This window comes from Synechococcus sp. NB0720_010 (assembly GCF_023078835.1).
In the GTDB taxonomy this organism is placed as follows: domain Bacteria; phylum Cyanobacteriota; class Cyanobacteriia; order PCC-6307; family Cyanobiaceae; genus Vulcanococcus.
Genome location: NZ_CP090898.1, coordinates 222941 through 241154 on the forward strand (window position 1 = coordinate 222941; position 18214 = coordinate 241154).

Below are 18214 nucleotides of genomic sequence, written 5' to 3' on the forward strand. Positions count from 1 at the left end.
GATTCTGATCGCGGTGGCCTATCTGGCCTTCATCACCGTCCTGGATGCCCGTGGACCGATGCAGCCACCGCCGCCGGAGGCCTTCAGCGACGCTCGGGCCGTGGCGGCAGTTGCCCCTGCTTCCCCTGACGCTGCAGCGGTTCCACCACACGCTTCATCGCTGCCGACAGAAATGCATTGAGGGCGGATTCACGGCGGTTCAGGTCGTACTGACGCTGCACGACGTCCTGGATTCCGCCATCCCCCCAATCCTGATCCTGCTGGAAGTAGGTGATGAAACTGCGTCCGGCGATTCGAGTCAGCCAGCCTGCACCCACCGCCTGCACGGCACGGCTCAGCAGCAGCGCCGGAAGGTTCAGGCTGAGCGCGGCCCCGACCAGGCTGATGCCGCCCTTGATCAAGCCCAAGCTGGCCAGGGTTCGTCCCACGGAAACAGCCAGTTCCTGGGCCGAGGTTTTCGACAGGCTGACCCCATAGACGCGGCCGATTTCCATCACCATCTGGGCATTGACGGCGGCGGCCCCGAGCAAATCGATGCCCGGAAGCGGAGTGGCCGCGAGCACCCCGGCGCTGATCCAGCTGTAGCGATCGACGATCGACTCCGCATCCTGTTGCCGCTGCTCCGCCAGCAGACGGCGTCCCGCGTCGCTGAGCCTGCTGCTCTGCATCAGGATGTTGTCGGCAATCAGCTCCTCCCCGTCGCTGTGCAAGACCTGCGCGATCCTCCGCAGGAGCCGATCGATCTCCGGTGCTGGTTGCAGCGGTTGACCACCCGGCATCGGAACCGATTGGGGTGATGCACTGGCCGTCAGCACGTCTTCCAGTGCAATGCGGCCCTGGGTTCTGCGTCGAAGCAGCTCGAGGAGGCGTTTCTCTTCTTCTTCACCCCGCAGATCGCACTTGTTGAGGACCAGCAGCAGCCGTTTGCCCAAGCTGGCGAGCGCCGCAAACACCTCGAGCTCAGCGGCCCGAAGATCCCCATCGACAACAAGAAGTAGGAGATCGGCATTCGAGGCCTGATCGCGGGCAATCTGCTCGCGCTTCTGCCCCTCGATGCCCGCTTCCAAAATCCCCGGCGTGTCAACCAGTCGGATGCCTCGCTGCAGGTTGCGCAGGCGGAGGCGATAGCTCGTGGTTGTCGTCGTTGAACCCATGGCTGCTCCGACCTCGCCCACGACGTCGCGCAGCAGCGCCCGGATTAGGGATGTTTTCCCGGCGGAGCCGGTGCCAAACACCACGATCACTAAATCGCCGCGTTCCAGCTCTGCTGCAACCCTCTCTCGTTCTTGCCTGAGGGCCTCACGTTGGACCTCGTCCCGGATGCCCTGCAGGAGCGTCTCGATCCCTGCAAGGTTCTTTTGAGCTGCTTCCTTGCGGTTGACGGGAGCCTCAATCGACGCACTGGTGCGCGAACCGGGCTCTTGAAAGACCTTCCAGCCTGAGCGCCGGATGCTGTTGAACCAGGGCCAAGCAAAGCGAGCGATCAGCAGTGCTGCCCCGCCGAAGAGCAGCAGGCTGAAGGGGCCAACAAGCCAGCTCGGAAGCAGGTAGCTCAGCTGCCAGAGCAGATTGTTGACGGCCTGGAGCACGGCGGTGACGACCACCAAGACCCCGAGGGCCAGACCAAGCCAAAGCCAGATTCGACCAGGAGGTTTCACGCCAGCATCCCTTGTTGGAGGTCAAGGGCTCCTTGACCACGCGCTCCGATGATCCCCTTGATTAGTGCCTGCGCCAAGCGGGAAAGAGCGAGAGCGCTAGGCAAAGAACCGCGAGGTTGATGGCGACATCCGCGAGGTTGAAGATCGGGAAGGAGATCGGCACAAACTCCAGGAAGTCCACCACCCGCCCCAAGCGCCAGCGGTCGATTCCATTGCCAACGGCTCCCCCCAGCAAGAACCCCAGGCCCATGGCCTGCCAGCGATCCAGTGGACCGCTCGTCTGGATCCAGAACACAAGCCCCACGGCGACCGCGAGGCTGACCACTCCCAACAGGTTGGCGTTTCCCTCCAGCATGCTGAAGGCCGCACCGCTGTTGAAGACCAGCTGCAGTTGGAGCAGTCCTGGAAGCAGCGGACGAACGCCCACTCCGGCCAGATGGTCCACGGCCCAGGCCTTGCTGATCTGGTCCATCAGCACAACGGCGATGGCGATCCAGTAGCTCCGCTTCATCAACGGTCCAGCAACAACAGGCGTCGGGTCGGCCAGGCGAGAACGGCCACCGCACAACAGAGGAGCAGTTGGGGGAGCAGCGGCCCAAGGCTGTAGGTCAGCACCAACTGGGGCAGCTGTCCGCCCCAGCGCTGGAACAGCCCGCCGAGCAGGAGGTTGGCCAGGCCGCAACCCTGAAGGATCAACAGCCCCAGGACCGCTGCAGCCACAAGATTCAGCAGGTCATCCATGTCCTGCTGCTGGGCGAGGCGGCCGGTCAGCCAGGCAGCTGGTAGGAACCCAGCCAGATAGCCAAAAGCGGGATCGCTGAGGTAGCTCAACCCGCCGCCACCCTGAAAAACCGGGAGCTGGAAGAGCCCCAGGCTGATGTAGGCCATGCCGGCCAACATGGCCGGACGATGTCCGCAGACCAAGGCCGTAAAGAGCAGGGCTGGCACCTGCAAGGTCATGGGCAGGGGCACGAACGAGACGCCCTGGCTGCCTGGCCAAGGGATCGCGGCCTGAATCAACCCTCCACAGAGGATCAGCAGCAATCCAGCGAGGGCACCACTCCAGTTGGCAAGGGCGCGCACAGTTGGCCTCTCAGTGGGACCATCCTGCAGGAGAGTGGTGGTCTTGCAACGACCGATGTCCCAGGAATCCATCAGCGTTGGCACTCAGGTGCGTCTGCTGGCTCAACCCAGCTATCTCAAGACAGCCGACGCGATGTCGATGCTGCGCCCACCTGATTTGATCGACGCCGACGAGGTTGGCCAGGTGGTGGCCCTCAAGGCCTTGGATCAAGTTGCCGTCCGTTTCCGTCGCGGCACCTTTTTGCTGGAGCTCAAGCAACTGGAACCGGTTTAAGACCGGTTCAGTGGATGCCCCGTCCAGACCGCCGTTGCTGCCTCAATCGCGTCCTGCGGTCCGCAGAGGCTCAAGGACGGTCCCTGCAGCAGCGCCTGCGCTGCTTGGTGGAGATCGCTCGGCGTCAGCGCTTCAGCTTCGAGAAGACAGCGATCGGCAAAGTCGAAGGGCAGGCCATGGCCGAGGACCAGGGAGTGGCGATCGGCCACTTGGCTGCAGGTTTGGCGCCCTAAGGCCTCCTGACCTTTGAACTTCGCCTTGGCCAGCTGGAGTTGTGCATCACTGATGGGCTCCTCGAGCAGGCGCAGCCATTCATTGAGCAGCTCGCGGGTGGCTTCCTCAGCTCGCTCACTCGAGCTGGAGAGATGGAACACGAAGGGGGCATCCCCGAGGCGCGCGGGGTAGTGCACCCCCACGTCGTAGGCCAGGCCGTGTTCCTCCCGTAGGGCCACAAAGAGGCGGCTGGACATGCCGATGCCCAGGTGGCAATGCAGCAGCCGTAGGGCCAGGGCCTGCTCACTGCCGAGGGGAGCTGTGGTGGTCCCAAGCATCAAGACCAACTGCTCGGTCTCATCGACGTTGCTCGCCAGTGAGACCTGCTTGAGCCCGGAGGCTCCGGCCAGGCGCTTTGGTGCCTGGGTCCTCCAGCTCTGGCCCTCGAGCTGATGCAGCAACAGTTGCTCGGGCTCCGCTGGGATCTGGCCCGCCAGGACCATCACGGCACCCTCTTGCCCGAGCTGGTGGGTCATCTGCTCGAGTTGCGGTCGAGCCAATGCGCAGAGTTCGGCCTCAACACCCAGGGGGTCGTGGCCGTAGGGCCCTGAGCCGTAGAGCTGCTGACGCAGTTGATCGTGGGCGACCTGGAAGGGGTCCTCCTTCTGCCGCTGCAGGGTTTGCAGATTGAGTTGACGCTCGAGGGTCACCTGGTCCTCGACCAGCCACGGGCTGGTGACCATCTGCAGGACCAGCGGCAGCAAGAGAGCCGCGTCATCACTGGCGCACTTCAGGCTGATCAAGGTGCCGTCTTCGGCGGCCTCACAGCGCAGTCCTGCACCCCGGCCTTCAACGAGATCAGCCAGGGCGTCGCCACTGAACGGCCCGCAGCCCCGGCTCAGCACCCCCGCGAGCAGTTGGGAGGCTCCCCGCTGGCCAGTGGGGTCGGCGCTGCTTCCGCCGCGGATCCAGAGCTTGGCCGAGAGGATGGCTGGACCTGGACGCTCGATGAGCCAGAGCGGACAGCCGCCACTGAGCTCACGTTGTTGCACGCCGGCGCTCCTCATGCTGGAACCGCCTCCAACACAAAGGCCCGCTCCGGCTGCAGTTGGGGGACGACGTCCTGCACCAGGCGCTGTCCGTCCCATTCCTCGAGCCAGTCGAGCGGGGCTTGGAGGTTGTGCTTGCGATCCCACAGCGCGCTGTTGCCAACCATCGCGGCGACGGCGCTTGGCGCCTCCAGGCTGAAGCGGTAGCCGTTGCCGACCAATCGCCGGGCCCGCTCCACCTCGGCTTCGCTTGGGATCTCCTGCTGCAGTGCCTTCAGGACGCCATTGATTTCCGCTCGAACACGGCTGAGGTGTTCGGGCTCACAGACCGCCTCAAGCAAGACAAGGCAGCCGGACTCCAAGACGTTGAGATCGAGATCAACGCTTTCCACCAGACGAAGCTGCTCCCGCAGTCGCTCCACCAGGCGACTGCGCCGTCCCTCCGCCAACAGGGTGGTGAGCAGGTCCCCACCAACCACAGACATTTGGTCAGCTGCACCGGGCAGCGGCCAGGCCATTAAGAGCCTGGCGGCCTCCAGCCGGGGCAGTTCCAGTCGCTCTTCACCGGGCATGAACTGCAGTGGAGCAGGCCTTGCGTCGGCATCGGAGGGGACCAACTGCGCCAAGGCTGAGCACTGGAGTTGCTCTTCCAGTTGCAACGCCGCCAGCGGCCCTGCCACCGAAAGGCAACAACGATCGGCGCGGTAATGACGGGCGTGGAAGCGCGCCATGGCCTCCGGGGTGTGGCCAAGGAGTGCGTCCCGGTCCCCCAGGATCGCTTTGCCATAGGCGTGATCCAGGCAGCTTTGCTTGAGCAGCCGCTGAAAAGCCACTTCTTCCGGTTGGTCCTCACTCTGGGCGAGTTCCTCGAGCACCACCTGGCGCTCCATGTCGAAATCGCTGCGGTCCAAGCGCGGTTGAAGCACCAGATCAGTGAGCAGCTCCAGTGCTTCAGCGCAGGCTTCGGGCGGAATCAGGACGTGATAGTGCACGTCGTCGAAGCCGGTGGCTGCATTGCTGTTGCCCCCAAGCGCTTCGATGCGCTGGTCAAATTCACCGGCTTGAAGGCTGTGACTTCCTTTGAAGACCATGTGCTCGAGGAAGTGGGCGATCCCCGCCTCCCCGGGGGCCTCCACTCCACTGCCGGAGCGGCACCAAAAGTCAAGGCAGACCACAGGTGCATTCGGCAGATCGAGTTGCACCAGGGACGTTCCGTTGGCGAGCTGACCACGCTGCGGTTCAGGCAGCGGAGCGGTGTTCAGACCTGACAACGGATTGAGAACCTGTGGTTCGCCCCATTCTGCTGGCAGGATCGCCAGGACGGTCGCCGCTTCAGCCCCGATGAGTTCTGCTGCCCTCGGCATTCATCCGCTCGTTGACGCCCTCGCTGAGCGCATCCGTCAGCAGTGGTCCTCCTTGCCGGAGCTGCAGCCACTGGCGGTGGATCCCCAATTGGAGGCCATTAGCGGCAGCCTCGATGGGGAGGACCTCTTCATCCGCAATGAATTGCGCTCCAGCCGCGGTCTGCGCAAGTTGCACCTGGAAACCGCACGGCTTGGAGCCGGCCTGCAGATCCTCCACTGCGTCTTTTTCCCCGACCCCCGCTATGACCTGCCCGTCTTTGGGGCGGACATCGTTGCCGGCCGTGGGGTGGTCTCTGCTGCAATCGTTGATCTCTCGCCCGTGGATGGCGCCCTGCCGCAGGCGGTCCTTCAGCGTCTGGAGGCCCTGCCGAAGCGCGCGTTCAGCCAGGAGCGTGAGCTGCCTGAGTGGGGGACGATCTTTTCTCCCTATGTCCGATTTGTCCGTCCTGCGGATGCAGCGGAAGAGCAACGCTTTATCGAGCTGGTCAGTGATTTTCTGCGGGTGTTGGGTGAGGCCAGTGCAGAGGCTGTTCCTCAGCCCATCGATCACCCAGATACGGTGAGGCGACATAGCGGCCAGCTTTCGTATTGCCAGCAACAGAAGCGCAACGACAAGACCCGCCGCGTGCTCGAGAAAGCCTTCAATCCCGAGTGGGCCGATCGCTACATCGAGGAGTTGCTCTTCGACGATCCACTGCCCCTGCAGTGATGCTGCAGTGGCTGAAGCGATATCCCTGGCGAAGTGGCGGTGGAGCAGTGGCTCTGCTGCTGCTTGCCGTGGTGATTGGTCGTGCCCTGGACCGGCCCGCCCCGGTGCCTCCGGCCCCGGTTGTTCAACCCAGAATTGAATCCGTTTCGGCCCTGGGTCGACTGGAACCCGCCGGCGACGTCCGCAAGCTGGCCGCTCCTATGGGGTCGATGGGCGGCAGCCCCCGCATCAGCAGCCTTTCGGTCCAAGAAGGTGACCGGGTCAAGCGCGGTCAGATCCTGGCCACCTTTGATAACCGCCCCGGACTCTTGGCTGATCTCGCGGCGATCAATGCCCGTATTGGCACCCTGGATCGCTCGATCGCGATGCAGCGTCGTGAGGTGAGTCGCTACCGCGAAGCCTCCAGGGAAGGTGCCGCCAGCATGGTGCTCCTAGAGGAGAAGCAAGACGAGCTGGCGACCTTCGAAGGACAACGGCGTCAAGCCCTCGCTGAGAAGCGAGGCATTGAAGTGGACCTCAAGGACAGCCAACTCCGCTCACCCATTGATGGGACGGTATTGCGGGTCTATGCCCGTCCTGGGGAGCGTCCTGGTTCGGACGGCATCCTGTCGGTTGGCGCCAGTGACCGCATGGAGGCGATCGCCGAGGTCTACGAAAGCGACATCGGTCGGATTCGCCTGGGCCAGAGTGCTTCGTTGATCAGTGAAAACGGAGGCTTCAGCGGCAAGCTGAAGGCTGAAGTGCTGCGGATTTCACCGCAGATCCGGCAGCGGGATGTGCTCTCCACCGATCCCACGGGCGATGCGGACGCTCGCATCGTCGAAGTGCGACTCGCCCTGGATCCCGCCGATGCCAAGCGTGTGCAGCAGCTCTCGGGCCTGAAGGTCATCGCGCGCTTTGAGCCGTGAGTCTTCAGCGTTGGTTTGAGGGGATCTGGCAACGCCGGCGCATTCCCCTGGCCCTGCTGCTATTAACCCGGCAGCCAGTGCGTCTGGCTGTAGCGCTTGCGGGCATCAGTTTTGCCGGGATCCTGATGTTCATGCAGCTGGGCTTCCGTGACGGGCTGTTTGATGCCAGCGTCACGATTCACCGGCTGTTTGACGCCGATCTGGTGCTGATCAGTCCCCGGTCCACCAGTTCGGTGAGCATGGCCGGCTTCCCCAAGCGCCGTTTGGTCCAGACCATGGCGGCTCCAGAGGTGGAGGGGATCACGCCGGTTCACTGGAATTTGTTGCTCTGGCGCAACCCCGATACGCGGGGCACACGCTCCATCTTGACCCTGGGCTTTGAGCCCAATGATCCCCTCTTCACCGATCCTTCGCTGGCCCCAAAGGCGCGGGCGCTGACTCAAAAGGGGCGGGTTCTTTTTGATGAGCAGTCCCGACCGGAATTTGGACCGGTGGCCGAGTGGTTCCGTGAGGGGCGCACGGTGGAGAGTGAAATTGCCGGCAAGCGCGTCCGCGTGGCTGGTTTGGTGGGCTTGGGAACCTCCTTTGGAGCGGATGGAAATCTGCTGACCAGCTCGGAGACCTTCATCGATCTGCTTCCCAACACCCCGCCCGGGAGCATCGAGGTCGGCTTGGTTCGCCTGAAACCCGGAAGCGATCCCATCGCCGTCGCCCAACGTCTGCAGGCTCAACTGCCCAGCGACGTCAAGGTGCTCACCAAGCAGGGCTTTATTGATTTCGAGCAGAACTACTGGCGCACCAGCACCTCCATCGGCTTCATCTTCACGCTCGGGGCCGCCATGGGATTCGTCGTTGGCTGCGTGATCGTCTATCAGGTGCTCTATTCCGACGTGAGTGACCACCTGCCGGAGTACGCGACCTTGATGGCGATGGGCTACAAGCTGCCCAGCCTGCTTGGGGTCGTTGCCCGCGAAGGACTGCTGCTGGCCGCCTTTGGCTATCTCCCGGCCTATGCCGCAGGCCAGGGCCTCTATCTCATGGTGCGCTCTGCCACCCAACTGCCGGTGTTCATGGACTCCGCCCGCGCCATCACCGTGTTCAGCATGATTCTGGTGATGTGCATGGCGTCAGCAGGGCTGGCCATGCGTCGCCTGGCCGACGCCGATCCCGCAGAGATTTTCTGACCCGATGGCCACCTCCGCTGCAGTTGATCTTCGGGAGCTCTCCCATTTCTATGGATCGGGGACCATGCGGCGCCAGGTCCTCCAGGGCGTCAACCTGACCGTTGCGGCCGGCGAGGTCGTGCTGCTGACGGGACCCTCCGGCTGCGGCAAGACCACCCTGCTGACCCTTGTCGGCGCCCTGCGCTCCGTTCAAGAAGGATCCGTAGAGGTGTTGGGCCAACAGCTGGCCGGAGCCAGTCGCCGCGATCGTCAGCGGCTGCGCCGCTCGATCGGCATGATTTTTCAAGGACACAATCTGCTGCGCTGCCTGACGGCGGAGCAAAACGTGCAGATGGGATCGGACCTGCTGCCTGGCCTGAGCTACCGCGCCCGGCGTGATCAATCCAGGGAGTGGCTTCGGGCCGTGGGCCTCGGGGACGAACTGCATAAGTTGCCCCATGACCTCTCCGGCGGTCAGAAGCAGCGCGTGGCGATTGCCCGTGCCCTCGCAGCCCACCCGCGCTTGCTGCTCGCCGATGAACCCACCGCAGCGTTGGATTCGCAAACGGGTCGTGAGGTGGTGGAACTTTTAAGGCGTTTGGCCCGGGATCAGGGCTGTGCGGTCCTGATGGTCACCCATGATCCGCGGATCTTGGATATCGCTGATCGCCTGGTGCGCATGGAGGATGGCCGTCTGCTGGAGGCAGGAAAGCCCGCGTTATCCGTTCAGCACTGAGGGCGATTCAGTACTGTGGGGACTAACCCGAACTTCACGCCGTTTCGATGGCCAAACGCCGCAACCTCAAGAAGGAAAAGCAAGAGCGCAACCGCGCGTACGCCCGCAAGTTCAAAAAGCGGAAGATGCGTAACGACGGTCGCGGCGAAGGCGCAGGTAATGGCGTGACCGGCACCGCCAACAACGGCGGCGCTGCTGACTGATCAGCTCTCGCAATTTGACTGCTCTGGGATCCTGAGGGATCCCTTTTTTTTGCTCGAATCGTCGACCTGGCCATGTTCCTCAGCGTCGTCATCCCCACCTACAACCGTCTGCCGATTCTCGAGAAGTGCCTGCGTGCCCTCGAGAGCCAGCGACTGGCTGCACCGATCAGCAACTACGAGGTGGTGGTGGTGGATGACGGGTCCACCGACGACACCGTGGCTTGGTTGGGCCGCCATCAGGCCGATCTCCCCCATGTCCGCCTGGTCCAACAGGACCACGGTGGACCGGCTGAGGGGCGCAACCGCGGGGTGGATCACGCCCGTGGTGACGTGATTGTTTTTATTGACAGCGACCTGGTGGTGACGGAGGACTTTCTCCTGAGTCACGCCAGCCAGCTGAACCAGAGCTGGCAGGAGCGGGGCGACCGCCTCTGCTTCACCTATGGAGCGGTGATCAACACCGCCAATTTTGAAGATCCGACCAGCGAACCCCACAAGCTCCGCGATCTCTCCTGGGCCTATTTCGCCACCGGGAATGTCGCGATTGACCGTGAGGTTCTTGAGCGCAGTGGCCTGTTTGACACCCGCTTCCGGCTCTATGGCTGGGAAGACCTTGAGTTGGGCGAGCGGCTGCGGCAGATGGGCGTCGTGCTGGTCCGTTGTCCAGCTGCGGTTGGCTATCACTGGCACCCGCCCCTGAGCTTGGAGCAGGTCCCCCGCCTGATCGCCGTCGAGGGGGAGCGGGCCAAGATGGGTCTGGTCTTCTACAAAAAACACCCCACCCGGCGGGTGCGGTTCATCATTCAATTCACCATCCTCCATCGGGTGCTCTGGGAGCTACTGACCCTGGGTGGTCTCTTGAATGAGCGCAGCCTTCGGCCGCTGCTGGCTTGGCTGATTCGTCAGGGCCAAGCGGCATGGGCCATGGAGCTACTCCGGCTTCCTCTCAATCGCATCGGTGTCAGGGCGCTTTATGCCGAGGCTCGGGCCGCCGGTCTGCGCTGAGCAGAAGGCCCGTTTGGTAGTGTTTCCAGGCACTTTCAAACCGCACACCTGCGCGTTTCGGGTGATCAACCGGTGATTCAGGTTCGTCCTGTTCGGTGGATCCCTGGCAGGTGGAGGCAAACCCGAAACCTCAACACAACATGGCTGTCGTCACTCTCGCCGAAATGATGGAGGCGGGTGCTCACTTTGGGCACCAAACTCGCCGTTGGAACCCCAAGATGTCGCGCTACATCTACTGCGCGCGCAACGGCGTCCACATCATTGACCTCGTGCAAACCGCGGTTTGCATGAACAACGCCTACAAGTGGGTCCGCAGTGCCGCACGCAGCGGCAAGCGCTTCCTGTTTGTGGGAACCAAAAAGCAGGCCTCTGAGGTGATTGCCCTCGAAGCCAGCCGCTGTGGTGCTGCCTACGTGAACCAGCGCTGGCTGGGCGGCATGCTCACCAACTGGACCACGATGCGTGCCCGCATCGACCGCCTGAAGGACCTCGAGCGGATGGAGTCCTCCGGCGCCATCGCCATGCGTCCTAAGAAGGAAGCCGCAGTGCTGCGCCGCGAGCTGGACCGCCTGCAGAAGTACCTGGGTGGTCTCAAGAACATGCGTCGCCTTCCCGACGTGGTGGTCCTGGTGGACCAACGCCGCGAGACGAACGCCGTGCTCGAAGCCCGCAAGCTGGACATTCCCCTGGTGTCCATGCTCGACACCAACTGCGACCCCGACCTCTGCGACGTGCCCATCCCCTGCAACGACGACGCAGTGCGCTCCGTTCAACTGGTGCTCGGCCGTCTGGCGGATGCCATCAACGAAGGTCGCCACGGCTCCAACGAGCAAGCTGCCTACGACGACGTTCAGGCCTGATTCGTTCCTGACCCCAGTGGTTGATGCCAGGAGCTTCCCCCCGGGGAAGCTCTTCGGTGTTGGGCCCCTGTTTTGAATTTTCCCCTCTTCATCACCGCAACGCACCATGGCTGAGATCTCCGCCAAGCTCGTCAAAGAACTGCGCGATATGACCGGCGCAGGGATGATGGACTGCAAGAAGGCCCTCAACGAAACGAAGGGCGACAAGGACAAGGCCGTCGAGTGGCTGCGTCAGAAGGGCATTGCCTCCGCCGAGAAGAAGGCTGGCCGTGCCGCCGCTGAGGGCGCTATCGGTAGCTACATCCACACCGGTGCCCGCGTCGGCGTTCTGGTTGAAGTGAACTGCGAAACCGATTTCGTCGCCCGTGGCGAGATCTTCCAGGAGCTCGTGCGCAACGTGGCCATGCAGGTCGCTGCATGCCCCAACGTTGACTACGTCAAGGTCGAGGACATCCCCGCTGAAGTCGCCGAGCGCGAGAAGCAGATTGAGATGGGCCGCGATGACCTCGCCGGCAAGAAGGAGGAGATGAAAGAGAAGATCGTGGCTGGCCGTATCGGCAAGCGCCTGAAGGAGATGTCCCTCCTCGATCAGGCCTACATCAAGGACAGCGCCCTGACCGTCGACGAACTGGTTAAGCAGGTCTCTGGCAAGGTCGGCGAGAACATCCAGGTGCGCCGCTTCGTTCGCTTCAACCTGGGCGAGGGCATCGAAGTCGAGAAGATGGACTTCGCGGCTGAAGTGGCTGCCATGCAGGCTGCTTGATCGGGACTCGTCCCTTCAGCGCTCTGGTGCCGTGAGTCGTCCTCTGGATCCCAACACACGATCCCTGGACGAGGCCAAGGCACAACTCCTCTCGCTGCTTCAGCAGCAAGAGGAGTTCACTCCGGCCCTCTACCGCGACCTCGCCCTGTACCTGCAGGTTCTGCGGGATGGCCTGTTGCACAGCGTGCAGCAGGCCTGTTTTCATTTGGCGACCCAGGTGGTTCCTGAGCGCTACAACCAGCTGACACCAGAGCGCCGTCAGACGTTTCAGCGGCGTCTCCAAAGTTTGGTGAAACGCTCCTGTTCCCTGCTCACTGTCGAGCAGGTGATGGGTCTGGCCGCCCAGCAGGCCCGCAAGCAACAGCGCCGGCAGCTGCAGGAGCAGCAAAAAATTCTGCAAAGCATGCTGGAGGGCCAAGAAGAAGCCACCCCGAGCTCTCCGCCCGTTGAACGGCCTGCTGAGGCTCCATCGCCCCAGTCGATCAATCTCAGCCTGGATCTCCCCCTGGGGGCCGATCTGTTTGACCGAGGTGTGCCGGGATTGCCACCATTGACCCCGCGTCCTCGTGTAACCGAGGAAGACGAGGTTCCGTCTGCCGAGCCAGCTCCGCCTGAGGGAGATTTAGCCCTGCTTCAGTCCCTGTTCTCGATGGCCTCCGAGACCCTGTCAGCACGGTCCTCCGAGTCCGAGACCCCCGAGGTTGAGGAGTCTGGGGACGAGGTGGGCGATTCCGAAGGCCTTCCGTTCGAGAGCTTCGACTCGGACGTCGTCAGTTCTCATCTGCCTCGCGATCCCCTGCTTCAGGTGCGCTGGTGGGCCCATTTCGATCGTGCTCTGCGCCGACGTCTGCGCAACCTCTCCCATGCCATCAATGTGGAGATGATGCGCGTGGGTCTGGCGCAGGGCTTGCTCCCTTTGAATCTCCTGGATGCGGTCTTGGATGGACAGGTCGAGGCCCTGCCTGCGCCAGCCAATGTCCTGCGGATGGCTCTGCCTCTCACCCTGAATCCAGCGGCGCCCTCCCTCGCCCCGACCGAGGTCTTGACCCTGCTGTTGCGTGGTCCGGATCTGGAGTTTGAACAACCCCGTTTGCGCACCTGCCGTCAGCGCTTGGAACAGAGGCGCCGCACATTGCGCACAATGGCCAAGCGGTATCGCACCTGGCAGCGCCGGGTTAGTGCCCTCGAGGCAGAGCACCAGTGGTTTCAGGACAGCGCCCCCACCCAGAATCCAGCAACGGATCGCAGCTAGCGCTCCAGGCCTGGTTGCGTCCGCTGCAACAGGCGCTCCAGCTCGAGGCTGAGCGTGGTTTTGAGGACCTGCTCGGCCGCAAGGAGCGCTTCAGCAGCTTTCTGCAGCGAGCCCTGGCGGCGCCACCTGAGGAGCTCGATCGCCAGCGCTTCTCTGGCTTGGGGGAGCTGGCCGGTGACTTTGCTCGGTATGGCGAACTGAGCCAGTCCCGCCGTCAGAGCCTGGTGCGCCGCAGCCGCCAGTATCTGTTTGAACTGCAGAAGGTCCTTCAGCCGGTTCAGCCGGTCTCTCCCCCTCGACTGCGCCTGCTCTCCAGTGAGTCCCCAGGCGCTCCCCGTTCCCAGTCGATCCAACCGGATACCCCCTTGAGCGAGGTCCGCGGTGTGGGCCCAAAAAGTGCCACGCGCCTCGCTGCCTTGGATCTTTGGCTTGCCCGAGACCTGGTTCGCTACTACCCCCGCGACTACCTCGACTACGCCAACTTGGTGCGCATCGCCGGCCTCGAGCCCGGCAAGACGGCCACGATCGTCGCCACGGTGCGCCGCAGTCACAGTTTCACCAGCCCGCGCAATCCGAATCTCTCGATCCTCGAGCTCCATTTGGCCGACATCACCGGCCGGATTCGTGTTTCGAAGTTCTTTGCGGGGAAGCGGTTCAGCTCACCGGCTTGGCTTAAGGCCCAACAGCGCAACTATCCCGTCGGGGCCTCTGTTGCCATCAGCGGCTTGGTGAAGGAGACCCCCTACGGACCGGCATTCCAGGACCCCCTGATGGAGGTCCTGGAGAGTCCCAATGCCTCGGTTCGCAGTGACCAGATTGGCCGCCTCTTGCCTGTCTACGGCCTGACCGAGGGGCTGACGGCCGACCGCCTGCGCAATCTGATCCGTCCCGTGGTGGCGGCTGCAGGCCAATGGGGTGATCCGCTGCCGGCTTCGCTGCAGGCGCGGGAGGGCTTGGTCCCGCTGCCGGAGGCCCTGGTCCAGATCCATGGTCCGACGAGCCAGGCGTCTCTGAGCGAGGCTCGCCACCGTCTGGTCTTTGACGAGTTCCTTCTGCTGCAGCTGGGCTTGCTGCAGCGGCGCCGCCAGCTCACCAGTCGTCCCGCCCCTGCCCTGGCGGTTGAGGGTGACGCATTGCTCCAGGCGTTTTTGCAGCTGCTCCCCTTCCCCCTCACCGGAGCCCAGCAGCGCGTCTTGGCGGAGATCCGGGCTGACCTGCGGCGGGACCAGCCGATGGCCCGTCTGGTGCAGGGGGATGTCGGTAGCGGCAAGACCGTGGTCGCGATCGCTGCTCTGCTGACCGCGATTGATTCCGGCTGCCAGGGGGCCCTGATGGCACCGACGGAGGTGTTGGCTGAACAGCACTACCGCAAGCTCTGCGAGTGGCTGCCCCAACTGCATGTCACCTGCGCCCTACTGACCGGATCGACCCCCATGCGCCGGCGCCGCGCATTGTTGGCGGACCTGGCCAATGGAACCCTGAAGATGCTGGTGGGGACCCATGCCCTTCTGGAGGATCCCGTTCAGTTCCAGCGCTTGGGTCTGGTGGTCGTCGATGAGCAGCATCGCTTTGGCGTCCACCAGCGCAACCGCCTGCTGGACAAGGGCCTGCAGCCTCACCTGTTAACCATGACGGCGACGCCGATCCCAAGGACCTTGGCCCTCTCCATTCACGGTGATCTGGAGGTCAGCCAAATCGACGAGTTGCCGCCTGGCCGCACCCCCATTCGCACGAGCCTTTTGGCAAGCGCCGATCGCGACGAGGCCTATAGCTTGATTCGAGAGCAGGTGGCCCTCGGCCAGCGGGCCTATGTCGTCCTGCCCCTGGTGGAGGAGTCCGAGAAGTTGGACCTGCGCTCTGCCGTCGATGTGCATCAGCAGCTCAGCGAGCAGGTCTTCCCGAACCTCCAGGTCGGACTGCTGCATGGACGCATGCCCAGTGCTGAGAAGCAGGCGGCAATCACAGCCTTTGCGAGCGGCGAGACCCAGGTGCTGGTCAGTACGACCGTGGTCGAGGTGGGTGTGGATGTGCCCGAGGCCAGCGTCATGGTGATTGACCACGCCGATCGCTTCGGACTGGCCCAGTTGCACCAGTTGCGCGGACGCGTTGGCCGAGGGGCTGCGGCGTCCTACTGCCTGCTGGTGAATGACAGCAGCAATGTGCTCGCCCGGCAGCGCCTGGAGGTGCTGGTGCGCTCCAACGACGGCTTTGAGATCGCGGAAATGGACCTGCGCCTGCGGGGTCCCGGTCAGGTGCTGGGCACGCGTCAGAGTGGCCTGCCGGATTTGGCCCTCGCCAGCCTCACCGACGACGGGGAGGTGCTGGAGCAGGCCCGCCGCGTTGCCCAGGAGATCGTGGCGAAGGATCCTGACCTGGATCAACACCCCGGCCTTGCCAAAGTGCTGAGCGACCAGCGTCATCGGGTCGCCCAAGCTGCCCGCCTGAACTGATGCCCCTGCGGCCCTGGAGTGACATCGTCATCCGCGACTGCGCCGAGTCGCTTGCCGCCTTGCCTGCGGCTCTCTTTCGGATCGAACCCCACCCCTATGTCGCCGTTGGTGCCCCCTATGGCGAGGGTGCTTGTCCCTTTCGCCTCCGCACCGGAGTCATTCAGCGCCTCCTCCAGGCCCAGACGGTTTTAAGCACGGCTGAACCCGGCTACCGCCTGGCGATCTTTGACGCTTGGCGTCCGATTGCTGTCCAGCGCTTCATGGTGGACTACGCCATCGCCCAGGAGTGCAGCACCCGAGGCCTAAACCCCAGCTCGGCCAGCCCAGCCGTGGCGGCTGTCATTGACGAGGTGAGTCGCTTTTGGGCTCCGCCCAGCCTTGATCCTGCGACACCACCTCCCCACAGCACCGGAGCGGCGGTTGACCTCACCCTGCTGGATGGGGCGGGCGAACTCGTCGACATGGGTTCTGACATCGACGCGATCGGTGCTGTATCAGAGCCGCACCACTACCGCGCCGTTGCCGATGCGACGCCTGACGCTGTGGAGCGCCAACAGGCCCTCGAATGGGATCGACGGCGCCGACTCCTCGCTGATGCGATGGAATCGCAGGGCTTCGCCCAACACCCCAACGAGTGGTGGCACTTCAGCTACGGCGACCAGCTCTGGGCCTGGCAGCGGAGCCAGAGCGAGGCGATCTATGGCCGTGCGTCAGACGGCTGAGCGGACCAGCTCTTCAACGGACTGGCGGCCGAGCTTGGCGACATAGTCACCGAAGCTGCGGCGGCCGCCGGCGGCCTTCCAGCCCTTCAGCAGCGGTTCAATCGTGCTCTCGAGTCTCTCCAGCGGCATCCGCTCGAGGTAAGGCTCAGCCAGACGACTCAAGTTCGGTGTTCCACCAAGCCAGAGTTGGTACTGATTGACGCCATCACCCACCAGGCCCAGTTCAGCCATGTAGGGACGGGCGCATCCATTTGGACAGCCGGTCATGCGCACCAGGATTGATTTCTCAATCTCGAGGCGCCGAAGTTGTGCATCCAGCCGCGCCAGCACATCGGGAAGAATCCGCTCGGCCTCGGTCACCGCCAGCCCGCAGAGGGGGAGCGCAGGACAGGCAATGGCGTGACGCGCCAGTTGGTCCGGTGTTTCGGGCGTCTCAACGCCAATAGCGGCGAGGGCTTCTTTCACCGCAGCCCGCTGGGCCGTGCCGATGTTGCAGAGCAGCAGATCCTGGTTGGGGGTGAGACGAATCTCCAATTGATAGGTCTCCACCAGCTGGCGAAGGCCCCGCTTGAGATCGCCCGAGAGACGGCCACACAACAGCGGGATGCCGACGAACCACTTGCCGGCGCTGATGCGATGCCAACCCAGATAGTCCTCAAGCTTGGCTTTGGGCTCAAGTCGTAGACCCTTGATCGGGTGCGAGAAGTACTTCGCCTTGAGTTCTTCTTTGAACCAGCGAATGCCTTGATCGTGGATCAGGTACTTGAGCCGTGCGTGACGACGGTTGTTGCGGTCACCGTGGTCCCGTTGCAGGGCCAGGATCGCCTGAACCAGATCAAAAATGTGTTCAGCTGCCACATAGCCGAGGGGATCAGCTGTGCGGGCAAACGTCTCCTCCTTGTTGTGGGTGCGGCCCATGCCACCACCCACATAAACGTTGCAGCCACGGAGTTCGCCGTTGGCATCAGCAAAGGCCACCAGGCCGATGTCCTGGGTCAGCAGATCGACGGAGTTGTCCCCAGGTACCGTCACGGCCACCTTGAATTTCCGGGGTAGGTAGGTGCCGCCGTACAGAGGCTCCTTGGCGTCCCCGCTGAAGACACCCCCTTCCTGTTGCCGCTCGCGTGCCTTCTTCACGGGGCGGCTGGGTTTGATCCGGTAACTCAGATCGCCATCGACCCAGAGGTCCAGGTAGCTGCCCTCAGCGGCCTGCGGGCTGAGGACGTCAGCGATGTCGTTGGCTAATTGGCGGGCCGCTGGATAACCGCCTTTTTCGAAGGGGGCCGCCGGCGCCATGACGTTGCGGTTGATGTCCCCGCAGGCCGCCAAGGTCGAACCCATCGAGCGAACGATGGTGCCGATCACCTCCTTGAGATGTCCCTTCCGAATGCCGTGCATTTGGAAGGCCTGACGGGTGGTAGCCCGCAGCGTTCCATTGCCGAGGCGATCGGCCAGCTCATCCATCGCCAGATACAGGCCGGCCGGGATCCGTCCAGCGGGGCTGCGCAGGCGCAGCATCATCTGCCAGTCCTTGTCTTGACCCTTCTGCCTGTTTTCGCGGTTGTCCTGTTGATAGCTGCCGTGGAATTTCAGCAACTGAACGGCCCCGTCACTGAAGTGACTCAGGTCGTTCTGCAGCTCTGCAGCGAGAGGGTCCTTCAGGTAGTCGCTGTCGGCCTTGAGTTGCTCAAACTTGGTGCGCTCTGCGCCTGTGGCGATGGAAGGGGAAAACGTCCGTTCCTCGGGGCTCTTCTGCTCCACTTGCCCCACGGACTGCCCTTCGGCCACGCTTACGCACCACA

18 protein-coding genes are annotated in these 18214 nt (G+C 63.5%); 12 read left to right on the forward strand and 6 right to left on the reverse strand.

The features are described from left to right. Positions 1-83 precede the first annotated feature (83 nt). The 3 genes from LY254_RS01215 to LY254_RS01225 form a co-directional block, all read right to left on the reverse strand. Positions 84-1658: a YcjF family protein gene (locus LY254_RS01215; RefSeq protein ID WP_247478294.1), complete on the reverse strand. Its 1575-nt coding sequence runs from the start codon at positions 1656-1658 to the stop codon at positions 84-86. 61 nt (positions 1659-1719) lie between these two features. Next, positions 1720-2169 (reverse strand): signal peptidase II, encoded by a 450-nt coding sequence (lspA, locus tag LY254_RS01220; protein WP_010316882.1) that lies wholly within the window; start codon positions 2167-2169, stop codon positions 1720-1722. Further along, complete coding sequence (locus LY254_RS01225) at positions 2169-2741, reverse strand: biotin transporter BioY (RefSeq protein WP_247478301.1); 573 nt, start codon at positions 2739-2741, stop codon at positions 2169-2171. Before LY254_RS01225 ends, lspA begins: the two co-directional genes overlap by 1 nt. Before the next feature lie 55 nt (positions 2742-2796). Here LY254_RS01225 and LY254_RS01230 point away from each other — a divergent pair, with 55 nt between their 5' ends. Continuing rightward, positions 2797-3015 (forward strand): DUF3148 domain-containing protein, encoded by a 219-nt coding sequence (locus LY254_RS01230; RefSeq protein WP_010316884.1) that lies wholly within the window; start codon positions 2797-2799, stop codon positions 3013-3015. Here the strand turns inward: LY254_RS01230 and LY254_RS01235 are convergent. After that, entirely contained in the window at positions 3012-4295 is a 1284-nt protein-coding gene (locus LY254_RS01235; RefSeq protein WP_247478302.1) for a pitrilysin family protein, read from the reverse strand. The two genes, LY254_RS01230 and LY254_RS01235, sit on opposite strands and share 4 nt — an antisense overlap. Further along, positions 4292-5641, reverse strand: a complete 1350-nt coding sequence (locus tag LY254_RS01240; protein ID WP_371820482.1) for a M16 family metallopeptidase — start codon at positions 5639-5641, stop codon at positions 4292-4294. The genes LY254_RS01235 and LY254_RS01240 overlap by 4 nt, the downstream gene beginning before the upstream one ends. On the opposite strand from LY254_RS01240, the gene LY254_RS01245 reads away from it, so the two are divergent. The 11 genes from LY254_RS01245 to LY254_RS01295 all read left to right on the forward strand — a co-directional run bounded on the left by LY254_RS01245 (position 5619) and on the right by LY254_RS01295 (position 16412). Then, entirely contained in the window at positions 5619-6350 is a 732-nt protein-coding gene (locus LY254_RS01245; protein WP_247478306.1) for a phycocyanobilin:ferredoxin oxidoreductase, read from the forward strand. The two genes, LY254_RS01240 and LY254_RS01245, sit on opposite strands and share 23 nt — an antisense overlap. Continuing rightward, positions 6350-7258, forward strand: coding sequence for an HlyD family efflux transporter periplasmic adaptor subunit (locus tag LY254_RS01250; RefSeq protein WP_247478308.1), 909 nt, complete (start codon positions 6350-6352; stop codon positions 7256-7258). The genes LY254_RS01245 and LY254_RS01250 overlap by 1 nt, the downstream gene beginning before the upstream one ends. After that, positions 7255-8442, forward strand: a complete 1188-nt coding sequence (devC, locus tag LY254_RS01255; protein WP_247478309.1) for an ABC transporter permease DevC — start codon at positions 7255-7257, stop codon at positions 8440-8442. Before LY254_RS01250 ends, devC begins: the two co-directional genes overlap by 4 nt. A gap of 4 nt (positions 8443-8446) precedes the next feature. Then, positions 8447-9157 (forward strand): DevA family ABC transporter ATP-binding protein, encoded by a 711-nt coding sequence (locus LY254_RS01260; RefSeq protein WP_247478311.1) that lies wholly within the window; start codon positions 8447-8449, stop codon positions 9155-9157. 47 nt (positions 9158-9204) lie between these two features. After that, the gene (locus LY254_RS01265) at positions 9205-9360 is read left to right on the forward strand and encodes a hypothetical protein (RefSeq protein WP_006850288.1); all 156 of its coding nucleotides are present in this window, start codon (positions 9205-9207) and stop codon (positions 9358-9360) included. Positions 9361-9432: 72 nt separating this feature from the next. Beyond that, positions 9433-10365 (forward strand): glycosyltransferase family 2 protein, encoded by a 933-nt coding sequence (locus tag LY254_RS01270; RefSeq protein WP_247478312.1) that lies wholly within the window; start codon positions 9433-9435, stop codon positions 10363-10365. A 140-nt stretch (positions 10366-10505) separates the two neighbouring features. Beyond that, positions 10506-11225 (forward strand): 30S ribosomal protein S2, encoded by a 720-nt coding sequence (rpsB, locus tag LY254_RS01275; protein WP_010316910.1) that lies wholly within the window; start codon positions 10506-10508, stop codon positions 11223-11225. Between the two features lie 106 nt (positions 11226-11331). Continuing rightward, positions 11332-11988, forward strand: a complete 657-nt coding sequence (gene tsf / locus LY254_RS01280) for a translation elongation factor Ts (protein WP_010316911.1) — start codon at positions 11332-11334, stop codon at positions 11986-11988. 31 nt (positions 11989-12019) lie between these two features. Further along, entirely contained in the window at positions 12020-13240 is a 1221-nt protein-coding gene (locus LY254_RS01285; RefSeq protein WP_247478314.1) for a hypothetical protein, read from the forward strand. Positions 13241-13254: 14 nt separating this feature from the next. After that, entirely contained in the window at positions 13255-15690 is a 2436-nt protein-coding gene (gene recG / locus LY254_RS01290; protein ID WP_247478316.1) for an ATP-dependent DNA helicase RecG, read from the forward strand. Further along, positions 15690-16412 (forward strand): M15 family metallopeptidase, encoded by a 723-nt coding sequence (locus tag LY254_RS01295; protein ID WP_247478318.1) that lies wholly within the window; start codon positions 15690-15692, stop codon positions 16410-16412. Before recG ends, LY254_RS01295 begins: the two co-directional genes overlap by 1 nt. Here the strand turns inward: LY254_RS01295 and sir are convergent. Beyond that, positions 16401-18131, reverse strand: a complete 1731-nt coding sequence (gene sir, locus LY254_RS01300; protein ID WP_247479971.1) for a sulfite reductase, ferredoxin dependent — start codon at positions 18129-18131, stop codon at positions 16401-16403. The genes LY254_RS01295 and sir overlap by 12 nt on opposite strands. Positions 18132-18214 lie beyond the last annotated feature (83 nt).